General features: G+C 64.0%; 10 protein-coding genes. 1 reads left to right on the top strand and 9 read right to left on the bottom strand.

Annotated features, from left to right (window positions below):
- Window positions 1-246: 246 nt before the first annotated feature.
- On the top strand, window positions 247-786 hold the full coding sequence (locus JGZ97_RS15450; protein ID WP_207063595.1) for a YaeQ family protein: 540 nt from the start codon (window positions 247-249) through the stop codon (window positions 784-786).
- Here JGZ97_RS15450 and JGZ97_RS15445 read toward each other — a convergent pair.
- The 9 genes from JGZ97_RS15445 to JGZ97_RS15405 form a co-directional block, all read right to left on the bottom strand.
- Window positions 783-1,352: a hypothetical protein gene (locus JGZ97_RS15445; protein ID WP_207063594.1), complete on the bottom strand. Its 570-nt coding sequence runs from the start codon at window positions 1,350-1,352 to the stop codon at window positions 783-785. The two genes, JGZ97_RS15450 and JGZ97_RS15445, sit on opposite strands and share 4 nt — an antisense overlap.
- Before the next feature lie 105 nt (window positions 1,353-1,457).
- On the bottom strand, window positions 1,458-2,279 hold the full coding sequence (locus JGZ97_RS15440) for a class I SAM-dependent methyltransferase (protein WP_207063593.1): 822 nt from the start codon (window positions 2,277-2,279) through the stop codon (window positions 1,458-1,460).
- Window positions 2,280-2,372: 93 nt separating this feature from the next.
- Window positions 2,373-4,055, bottom strand: coding sequence for an AMP-binding protein (locus JGZ97_RS15435; RefSeq protein ID WP_207063592.1), 1,683 nt, complete (start codon window positions 4,053-4,055; stop codon window positions 2,373-2,375).
- Between the two features lie 56 nt (window positions 4,056-4,111).
- Complete coding sequence (locus JGZ97_RS15430; RefSeq protein WP_207063591.1) at window positions 4,112-4,690, bottom strand: peroxidase-related enzyme; 579 nt, start codon at window positions 4,688-4,690, stop codon at window positions 4,112-4,114.
- Window positions 4,691-4,880: 190 nt separating this feature from the next.
- A complete protein-coding gene (locus JGZ97_RS15425; protein WP_207063590.1) occupies window positions 4,881-5,777 on the bottom strand; it encodes a hydroxymethylglutaryl-CoA lyase in 897 nt (298 codons plus the stop codon).
- A gap of 2 nt (window positions 5,778-5,779) precedes the next feature.
- Window positions 5,780-7,765, bottom strand: coding sequence for an acetyl/propionyl/methylcrotonyl-CoA carboxylase subunit alpha (locus JGZ97_RS15420; RefSeq protein WP_207063589.1), 1,986 nt, complete (start codon window positions 7,763-7,765; stop codon window positions 5,780-5,782).
- A gap of 5 nt (window positions 7,766-7,770) precedes the next feature.
- Entirely contained in the window at window positions 7,771-8,565 is a 795-nt protein-coding gene (locus JGZ97_RS15415; RefSeq protein WP_207063588.1) for an enoyl-CoA hydratase/isomerase family protein, read from the bottom strand.
- A gap of 12 nt (window positions 8,566-8,577) precedes the next feature.
- A complete protein-coding gene (locus JGZ97_RS15410; RefSeq protein WP_207063587.1) occupies window positions 8,578-10,185 on the bottom strand; it encodes a carboxyl transferase domain-containing protein in 1,608 nt (535 codons plus the stop codon).
- 120 nt (window positions 10,186-10,305) lie between these two features.
- Window positions 10,306-10,698 (bottom strand): MerR family DNA-binding transcriptional regulator, encoded by a 393-nt coding sequence (locus JGZ97_RS15405; protein WP_207063586.1) that lies wholly within the window; start codon window positions 10,696-10,698, stop codon window positions 10,306-10,308.
- Window positions 10,699-10,852 lie beyond the last annotated feature (154 nt).

Raw genomic sequence — 10,852 nt, 5'->3', positions numbered from 1 at the left:
CCAAGCTGACTTTGAGAGCGCCAAAGGCGCGTACCCGAAGGGCGATTGCGCAAGGGTCGCCTGGGATCGCCAAGGGAATGGCGAAACATTCCCTTGGTCCGCCCGGCCGGGGCGGAATAAAACTTCGTCTACACGCCGAAAATGAACCTAAAAAACACCCGCAAGCGTCAGCTTTGCGCCGTTAGCGGTCCAGATACCCGGACTGGAATACACTAACCCACTTGCTCACCTAAAGCGGAGAATCCATTGGCCCAGAAATCAAAGGTACTGCGCGTCCAGCTGCAGATTAGCGACACCGAACGTCACTGCTATGAGAGCCTGAGCCTGTCTTTGGCCCAGCACCCGTCGGAGAGCGACGAGCGGCTGCTGGCCAGGTTGCTGGCCTTTGCTCTTGAGTATGAGCCCGGCTTGGCCTTTGGCGGCGGCATTTCCAGCGCCGATGAGGCGCCCATCTGGCTGCGCGACGAGCATGGCGAGCGGGTGCTGCACTGGATCGAGATTGGCCAGCCCGACCCCAAGCGGATGCGGTTTCTTTCCAGGCGCTGTCCGCGGATTTCGCTGTATTGCTACGGTCCCCAGGCCATGCGCTGGTGGCAGCAGCATGGCGAGGGGTTGAGGGATTTGACGGGTTTTAGCGCCTGGCAGCTGGATAATGAGGCGCTCAAGGCGCTGGCGCCGGGGCTGGTCGCGGGGGCGGAGCTGCAGGTGACCCGTAGCGAGGATCACCTGTACTTGGGACTCGGAGAGCGCCAGCAGGAGACGGTGCTGGCGCGGCTGGCACCTTAGCCCGCGGTGGTGGGGATCGGGGCGTTACCCTCTTCGACCGGCGTCATGCCCTTGAGCTCCACCAGGCGGTTGCGGCTGTTTTGCAGCACTCGGTCCAGATCCTCCTTGTAAACCTCGTACCAGGTGCGTGAACCGCGCAGCATGCGCGAGAGGTCATACATCCCCTGCTGCAGGGCCTCGATAAAGCGGGTGTGATCCTCTTCCCGTTCGATCATCAGGGCGCGCAGCACGGCGAAGTTGTTGAGATCGGTCTGGTTGAGGACCCGGTCGAGCTTGTCGTTCAGCACCCCGGCCTCAAGGCGGAAGCCCTCGATGGATTGGCTGCTGTCCCGCAGCCGTTCGATCCGGTGCTCCAGGTTGGCGATGGCATCGGCGTTGCGGTCCGGGCGCTGGTCACCGGAGGTCAGGAACATGGCCGCGATCGCCCCCAGTTGCAACAGGCTGAAAAAGCCCAGCACACAAATCAGGATCAGATTCAGGGTGCGCCCTTTTTCAAGCTTTTCGATGCGTTGTTCGGGGGTCAGTTCCCCGCCTTCGCGCTCTTCAGCATCCTGTTTTCCGGCCATGCGGGTGCTCCTTCGCGACTGCGTGATTTCGACAGATTGGTTACTACAGAAGTTGTCGGCTTAAAGGGGCCAGGCTTTAGGTTTTTCAGCGGCGCTCAAGGCTTTTCAGCGGCGCTGAAGGTGCAGCGCCAGTACCCGAATCCGTCCCTCCGCCAGGTTGCGTTGCAGGTTGGCGGCCAGGGTCGAGAACCCGGGGCCGAAGATCAGACGGGGGGAGAGGGGCCCCGGGGCAGTGCGCTCGTTCGTGCTTTGCCGTTGTCGCCACTGCAGGGCCCTGGCGGTTTCATCCTGCCAGTTCAGGGGAATGAAGCCGGCCTGCTCCAGCATGTCTTTCAACACCGGCTCCTGGACGAGAAAGCTGGCGTTCGAGTCGCTCGCCCAGGGAACGGGGTAGTGGGGCGGCCCCCCGGGGCCGGCGATGACCTCGTGGAGCAGTAGCTGACCGCCCGGCTTGAGCACCCGGCGACTCTCGGCGAGGGCCAGAGCCGGGTCGGGCAGGTTCATCAGGCAGTGCTGCATCAGCAGAGCATCGAAAGCGCCGCCGCCGAAGGGCAGGGCGAGGGCGCTGCCCTGAATGAAGGTGGCCCTCGGTGGATGGGTCAGCCGCCGGTTGAGGGCGGCGGCCAGGTCGCAGAAGGGGCCGGTCAGGTCCAGCCCCCAGGCGTAACAGCCAAAGGCATCTGCCAGCAGGCGGGTGCTGCCGCCGAGGCCGCACCCGACGTCCAGTACCTGCATACCCGGGGTCAGCCTGGCCTGCTCCAGCAGCCGCAGGGTCGCCCCCCGGCCACCGATATGGAGCTGATCAACGGGGGCCAGCGCCTCGCAACTGAGCTGTTTACCCAGCACCCGGTCGACGGTGGCCAGCAAGGCGCCCGGGTCCAGCCGGTGGCTGTAGTGGCGGGACAGGTCTGCGGGCAGGGAACGCATGATGACTCCTCGGCAGCGTGAAAGGCGCGATAAAAAGGCCGCCTCGGGAAGAGGCGGCCTTGTGGGTGGCAAAGGGGGGGCGGGGCCTCGCGACTACTTGTTAAGACCCAGTTCCTCGATGCTGATTTCCCGCATCTTGAACTTCTGGATCTTGCCGGTCACCGTCATCGGGAAACTGTCGGTGAACTTGATGTAGCGGGGAATCTTGAAGTGGGTGATCTTGCCCTTGCAGAAGGTCTTGAGTTCTTCTTCGGTGAGGTCCTCGCCTTCCTTCAGAATCACCCAGGCCACCAGCTCCTCGCCGTATTTCTCGTCGGGCACGCCGGTCACCTGGACGTCGGACACCGAGGGATGGGTGTAGATAAACTCCTCCACCTCCCGCGGGTAGACGTTCTCGCCGCCGCGGATCACCATGTCCTTGCTGCGGCCGACGATGGCGATATAGCCCTCTTCGTCCATGGTGGCCAGGTCGCCGGTGTGCATCCAGCCGCCGCTGTCGATAGCGCCCTTGGTGGCCTCGTCGTTGTTCCAGTAACCGAGCATCACCGAGTAGCCCCGGGTACAGAGCTCGCCGATTTCCCCGCGGGGCACCACCTGGCCGCTGGCGTCCACGATCTTGGTCTCCAGGTGCGGCTGGGTGCGCCCGACGGTGCTGACGCGCTTGTCGATGGGGTCGTCAGCACCGGTCTGGGTGCTCACCGGACTGGTTTCGGTCATCCCGTAGGCAATCTGCACCTCGCTCATGTGCATCTTGTCGATCACCTTCTTCATCACTTCGATGGGGCAGGTGGCGCCGGCCATGATGCCGGTGCGCAGGGAGCTGAGGTCGTATTGATCGAAGTCGGGGTGCTCCAGTTCGGCGATGAACATGGTCGGCACGCCGTAGAGGGCGGTGGCGCGCTCTTCGGCGCAGGTCTCGAGCACATTGCCGGGCTCAAAGGCCTCGTCGGGGTAGATCATGGTGGCGCCATGGGTGACGCAGCCCAGGTTGCCCATCACCATGCCGAAGCAGTGGTAGAGGGGCACCGGGATTACCAGCCGGTCGTCGGCGGTGAAGCGCTGGCTCTCGGCGACGAAAAAGCCGTTGTTGAGGATGTTGTGGTGGCTGAGGGTGGCGCCCTTGGGGAAGCCGGTGGTGCCGGAGGTGTACTGAATGTTGATCGCCTCGTCGAACTCCAGCCCCTGCTGGCGCTCGGCCAGCTGCTCGTCGCTGGTGGCGGAGGACTTGGCCTGCAGCTGCTCCCAGCTCATGAAGCCCGGGGCCGGCTTGTCGGCCAGGGTGATGGCGCACTTGAGGTGCGGCAGGGCCTCGGACTGGATGGCGCCGGCGTTGCTGCGGCTGATTTCGGGCGCCAGCTCGTTGAGCATCTGGGTGTAGTTGGAGGTCTTGAACTGGTCAGCGGCGATGATGTAGCCGCACTCGGACTGGTTGAGGGCGTACTCCAGCTCGTGCAGGCGGTAGGCCGGGTTGATGTTGACCAGGATGGCGCCGATCTTGGCGGTGGCGAACTGGGTGATGCACCACTGGGCGTTGTTGGGAGACCAGATGCCGACCCGGTCGCCTTTCTGAACGCCGATCGCCATCAGGGCCTTGGCGCAATCGTCGACTTTGGCCTGGAGCTCCTTGTAGGTCCAGCGGATACCCTGGTGGCGGGAGACCAGGGCCTCGTTGTCCGGGTATTGGGCGACGGTGCGGTCAAACAGGTCGCCGATGGTAAGCCCCAGCAAGGGTTTGTCACTGGTGCTGCTGGTGTAGCTTTTCAATTGGCTGGTCATTGCTGTAATCCCTGTGTAGTGGCAATTATTTTTAGAATCGCAGAAATAAGCGGGCCTTAGCGGTGCTGGCCGTGGTATTCGGGGTTGGGTTGCATGTCCACCGCGCTGGCCACCCGGTTGGTCATGTTGTAGAAACCGGCGACATTGGCGATATCCCAGATGTCGCGATCGCCGAAACCGGCATCGCGCAGCGTCTGGCGGTCGCTCTCTTCGATCTTGTGCGGGGTCTCGGTGAGCTTGGTGACAAAATCCAGCATGGCGCGATGGCGGCGGCTTAGGTCTGCCGCCCGGTAATTCATCACCAACAGCTCGCCAAGGGCAGGGTCTTCACTGTACTGGCGCACGGCGGCGCCGTGGGCCACCAGGCAGTAAAAGCACTTGTTGACCGAAGAGACCGCCACGGCGATCATCTCCCGCTCCAGTGGGCTGAGGTTGGACTCGCCGAACATCAGCTCGTTGTAAAACCGGGAGAAGACGTCCAGTTGCGCGGGGTTGTGGCTGTAGGCGGCCAGAACGTTGGGCACCATGCCCAGTTTCTCATCGCACTTGGCGAAGTATTTTTGAAATCCCTCCGGCAGTCCCTCACGGGCCGGGATTGCCAAATTCAGCGCGGTGATATGGTCGGGTTGGGCCATCGACTCCCTCCTGGGTCGTTATTTATTTTTTATTCTGGGACCACGGGGTCGCGCCACAGCGGCGCGCGACCTTTACTCGATGTGACCGCTGACTGTAACCGATCACTGTTGCCCCAATTTTGCTCCAATGTAACCAAATGTAACGGCGGCCCCCCGGTTTGACCGGGGGGCCGCCGTTCGGTGTATCGCCCTAGCCGCAGGCCAGGGCCACCTTTGAACCGCTGCGGCGGCCGAGCTCACCGGTAATGTAGCGTCCGGCCGCGATCAGCTTGTTCAGGTCCACGCCGCACTCGATGCCCAGCCCCTGCAGCAGGTACACCACGTCTTCGGTGGCGACGTTGCCCGAGGCCCCCTTGGCGTAGGGGCAGCCCCCGAGCCCGGCCACCGAGGCGTCGATCACCGCGAGCCCCTCTTCGAGCACGGCGTAGAGGTTGGCCAGGGCCTGGCCGTAGGTGTCGTGGAAGTGGGCGGCCAGCTTGTCCAGTGGCACCTCGCGGCTCACCGCCTCGAGCATGCGCTTGGCTTTGAGCGGGGTGCCGGTGCCGATGGTGTCTCCCAGGCTGATCTCGTAGCAGCCCATCTCCAGCAGGTTGCGGGCCACCGGCGCCACCTTCTGCGGGGCGATTTCCCCCTCGTAGGGGCAGCCCAGGGTGGTGGAGACGTAGCCCCGTACCCGCAGCCCCGCGTCGGTGGCCCTGGTCATCAGGGGCTCGAAGCGGGCCAGGCTTTCCGCCACGCTGCAGTTGATGTTCTTCTGGGTGAAGCTTTCGGACACCGCGGTAAAGACCGCGACCTCCTCGACGCCCGCCTCGATGGCCCCCTCCAGCCCCTTCAGGTTGGGGGTGAGGGCGGCATAGGTGACGCCGGGCCGACGGTGAATTCCGGTCATCACCTCCCGTGCGTCGCCCATCTGCGGGACCCACTTGGGGGAGACGAAGCTGGCCGACTCGATATAACGCAGGCCGGCATCGGCCAGGCGTTCGATCAGCTCGACCTTCACCGCGGTGGCAATCACTTCGCCGGGTTCGTTCTGAAGGCCGTCCCGGGGGCCCACTTCCACCAGGCGTACGGACTTGGGCAGCGCCATGACTACTCCTCCGCCTGGCTCATGGCCAGCAGTTCGGCGCCCTCGTCCACCAGGTCACCCGGCTGGAAGAAGATCTCCTCGACGGTGCCGTCGTGGGGCGCGAAAATGGTCTGCTCCATCTTCATCGCCTCGATCACGATCAGCCCTTCACCGGCCGTCACCAGACTGCCCTGTTCCTTGAGTACGGCGACGACGGTGCCGGTCATGGGGGCGGCCAGCGACGCCTCGGCGCCGTAATCGTTCTCACCGTAAACCTCCACGTGACGTTCGCACTGGAACTGGCGACCGTCGTGGAAGAGGGTCAGGGCCTCTGCCTTCTGGAACACCGAGAGGCTGAAGCGGTGGCCGTTGAGGCTCGCATCCAGGCGGTCGCCGTCCAGGCGCCCCTTGACCTTGAAGCTGGTGTTGTTGAGGGTGATTTCGAACGCCTGGTCCCGCTCCAGCACCCGCACCGCGTAACGATGCTCCCCGTGAACCAGCTCGTAGGGCAGCGCCTGGGTGGCGTTGAGCCGCCAGTTGTTGAGCTGGTTGAAGGGGGATGTGGGGTCATCCGGGTTGCTGGCCTGGCGCTTGCGGGCCAGGGTCAGGTAGCAGGCGGCCAGGGCGATGTAGCGCTCCTCGTCGATCTCCTCGCGGACGAACAGGGCCTCCCGGTTGCGTTCGATAAAGCCGGTGTCCACGGCGAAATCCTTGAATGCCTGGCTGCCGGCCAGGTTGCTCAAGAACTGCAGGTTGGTCTTCACGCCGCAGATCTGGTAAGCCTCCAGGGCCTGCTCCAGGCGGCGGATCGCCAGGTCGCGGCTCTCGTCCCAGACGATCAGCTTGGCGATCATGGGGTCGTAGTAGTGGCTGACCTCGTCGCCTTCGATAACCCCGGTGTCGACCCGAACGTAGCGGCTCTCCTGGGGCGTGCGCAGGTAGTCCAGGGTACCGGTGGCGGGAAGGAAATCGGCGTCGGGATCCTCGGCGTAGACCCGTACCTCCAGGGAGTGGCCGCCGAGTTTAACCTGGGACTGGTCCAGGGGCAGGGGCTGGCCGCTGGCCACCTTGAGCTGCCACTCCACCAGGTCCTGTCCGGTCACCAGCTCGGTCACCGGGTGCTCTACCTGCAGACGGGTGTTCATCTCCATGAAGTAGAAGCTGCCGTCCTCGTCGTAGAGAAACTCCACGGTGCCGGCGCCCACGTAGTTGATGGCGCGGGCCGCGTTCACGGCCGCCTCGCCCATGGCCCGGCGGATCTCAGGGGCGATGTTGGGGGCGGGGGCCTCTTCGATCACCTTCTGGTGGCGGCGCTGCACCGAGCAGTCGCGATCGCCCAGGTAAACGGCGTTGCCCTGGGTATCGGCGAACACCTGCAGCTCTACGTGGCGGGGCTTGGTGAGGTATTTCTCCACCAGCAGGTCGCCGTTGCCGAAGCTGCTCTCGCCTTCGCGGCGGGCCGCTTCAAAGGCCTCGTCGAACTCCTTCTCGTTCCAGACCACGCGCATGCCCTTGCCGCCGCCGCCGGCGACCGCCTTGAGCAGCACCGGGTAGCCGCAACGGTCCGCTTCACGCTTGATCAGCTCCTTGCGCTGGTCGTCGCCGTGGTAACCGGGTACCAGGGGGACTCCGGCCTTCTCCATGATCTGTTTGGCCGCGCTCTTGGAGCCCATGGCTTCGATGGCGCCCACGGGCGGGCCGATGAAGGTGATTCCCGCGGCTTCCAAGGCGCGGGCGAAGTCGGCGTTCTCCGACAGGAAACCGTAACCCGGGTGGACGGCCTGGGCGCCGCTCTGCTTGGCCACCTCGATGATCTTGTCTACCCGCAGGTAGCTTTCCCGGCTGGGGGCCGGGCCGAGGAGAAAGGCCTCGTCGGCCAGGGCCACGTGGCGGGCGTTGCGGTCGGCTTCGGAATAGACCGCCACGCACTTGACTCCCAGGCGGTGGGCGGTCTGGATAATCCGGCAGGCGATCTCGCCGCGGTTGGCAATCAGAATCTTTTCGAACATGGGGCTTACTCCTGAATCCAGCTGGGCTTGCGCTTGTTGAGGAAGGCGCTCAGCCCTTCCTGGCCTTCGGCACTGACCCGAATCTCCGCGATGCGCCGGGCGGTGTCTTCGATCACGGCCGCATCGGTGGGGCGGTTAGCCACCGCGTCGATCAGTTGCTTGGCCTGGGCGATCGCCTGGGGGCTGTTGCCCAGCAGCTGGGCGATCAGCGCCTCGGCCGCCGCGTCCAGTTGCGCGGTTTCGGCCACCACCTGATGGACCAGGCCCCAGTGCTGCGCCAGATCGGCGTCGAAGGTTTCGGCGGTGAGGAAGTAGCGGCGCGCCTGGCGCTCGCCAATGGCCCGCACCACGTAGGGGCTGATGACCGCCGGTATCAGGCCGATCTTCACCTCGCTGAGGCAGAAGCGGCTGGCGTGGGTGGCGACCACCATGTCGCAGCAGGCAGCCAGGCCCACCGCGCCGCCAAAGGCGGCTCCCTGGACCAGGGCAATGGTGGGCTGGGGCAGGTCGTTAAGCAGTTGCATCAGGCGCGCCAGTCCCCGTGCATCCACCATGTTGTCATCAAAGCTGTTCTCAGCCATGCGCCGCATCCAGTTGAGGTCGGCCCCGGCGGAGAAGTTCTTACCTTCCGAGCGCAGGACCAGTACCCGCACCTCGGGATTTTCGGCCACCGCCTCCAGGTGCTGGATAAGGGCCGCGATGATGGCGTCATCAAAGGCGTTATGCACCTCGGGGCGGTTCAGGGTCAGGGTGGCGACGCCGCGGTCATCCTGGGTGTAAAGAACGGTATCGTTACTCATCGGCGACTCTCCTTACATCCGGAACACGCCGAAACGTGTCTCTTCGATCGGTTTGTTGAGGGCGGCGGCCAGTCCCATGCCGATTACGTCGCGGGTCTGGGCAGGGTCGATGACGCCGTCATCCCAGAGCCGGCCGCTGGCGTAGTAGGGGTGCCCCTGCTTTTCGTACATCTCCTTGATCGGGGCCTTGAACTGGGCCTCTTCCTCGGGATCCCAGCTCCCCCCGGTGCGCTCGATGCCGTCGCGCTTGACCTGGGCCAGTACCCCGGCGGCCTGTTCACCGCCCATTACCGAGATGCGGGCGTTGGGCCACATCCAGAGGAAATTGGGGTCGTAGGCGCGGCCGCACATGCCGTAGTTGCCGGCGCCGAAGCTGCCGCCGATAAGTACGGTGAGTTTGGGTACCTGGGCGCAGGAGACGGCGGTCACCATCTTGGCGCCGTGTTTGGCGATCCCCTCGGCCTCGTACTTGCTGCCCACCATGAAGCCGGTGATGTTCTGCAGGAACAGCAGGGGAATCTTGCGCTGGCAGCAGAGCTCGATGAAGTGGGCTCCCTTCTGGGCCGACTCGGAGTAGAGCACGCCGTTGTTGGCGATGACGCCCACCGGGTAGCCGTGAACGCGGGCAAAACCGGTTACTAGGGTGGTGCCGTAGTACTTCTTGAATTCGTCGAAATCGGAGTCGTCGACGATACGGGCGATCACTTCGCGCACGTCGTAGGGCTTTTTCAGGTCCGTGCCGACGATGCCGTAGATCTCCTCGGCAGCGTAGCGGGGCGGCACCGATGGGCGCACATCCAGGTCGATCCGCTTGCGCCGGTTGAGGCGCGCCACCGCCTGGCGGGCCAGCTCAAGGGCGTGCTTGTCGTTTTCCGCGTAGTGGTCGGCGACGCCCGAGGTCTTGCAGTGTACGTCCGCGCCCCCCAAGTCCTCGGCGCTCACCACTTCGCCGGTGGCCGCTTTGACCAGGGGCGGACCGGCCAGGAAGATGGTGCCCTGGTTGCGGACGATGATGGACTCGTCCGCCATGGCGGGCACGTAGGCGCCGCCCGCGGTGCACAGCCCCATGACCACGGCGATCTGGGGAATCCCCTTGGCGGACATCTGGGCCTGGTTGTAGAAGATGCGGCCGAAGTGGTCGCGGTCGGGGAATACGTCGTCCTGGCGGGGTAGGTTGGCGCCGCCGGACTCCACCAGGTAGATGCAGGGCAGGTGGTTTTTTTCGGCGATGGCCTGGGCGCGCAGGTGCTTTTTGACCGTCAGCGGGAAGTAGGAGCCGCCTTTTACCGTGGCGTCGTTGGCCACGATCATGCACTCCTGGCCGCTCACTCGGCCGATGCCGGTGATGATGCCGGCGGCCGGGACGTCTTCGTCATAGACGCCGTAGGCCGCCAGCTGGGAGAGTTCCAGGAAGGGCGAGCCCTCATCCAGCAGGTGGTTGATCCGGTCCCGGGGCAGCAGCTTGCCACGGCTGGTGTGGCGCTCCTGGTACTTGGGCCCTCCGCCCTGCGCCAGCTGTGCGACCTTGTCCTGCAGGTCGCCCACGGCGGCTTCCATGGCGTCCTTGTTGGCCTGAAAGTCGGCGGTGCGGGTGTTTATTTTTGTCTGGAGGGTTGTCATAGGCACAATCCCGTATTGCATTCGGATGATGTAGGAGTGGGGGATGGTAAAGTAAGTTTACGTAAACGTAAAGCGAGTGCTTGTAGGCAAATGTAACAGGCGCTTGCGCCTGTTACGGGGTTAGCTGGCTTTGTCTTGCTGCTCTTGCAGGGCCTTGCGGCAGCGCTCTTCGGCGGTCTCCAGCTCGAGCTTGAGCATGGCGATGTCCTTGATCTGCTGTTCCAGCGCCGCTTTCTTGGCGTCGATAATCCCGAGCATGTATTCAAGCTGTATCGGCTTGTTGCTGGGGCTGATATCGTAAAGGTCGAACAGCTCCTTGGTTTCGGCCAGGGAGAAGCCCAGCCGTTTGCCGCGCAGAATCAGCATCAGTCGCACCCGGTCGCGCTTGGAGTAGATTCGGGTCTGGCCCCGGCGAGCCGGTTTGAGCAGTCCTTGGTCCTCGTAGAAGCGGATGCTGCGGGTGGTGATATCGAACTCTTTCGAAAGGTCGCTGATGGAGTAGGTCTGGGTCATGAAGGCGGCCGTACTGCTTGGGATAGGGGGTTCTATGCTAGCCAAAGTTTACGTTGACGTAAATATCCTATGGGGTTTTGAGCAGGGAGTGATTCCAAAGCAGCATTGCGCCGGACGCGGGCTGTTGGGCTAATCTGCTGGGTGGTGCTGAAGG

Origin of the sequence: Motiliproteus sp. SC1-56, from assembly GCF_017309075.1 — a bacterium.
Taxonomy (GTDB): domain Bacteria; phylum Pseudomonadota; class Gammaproteobacteria; order Pseudomonadales; family Balneatricaceae; genus Motiliproteus.
This window is presented reverse-complemented; position numbering and strand designations above follow the sequence as displayed.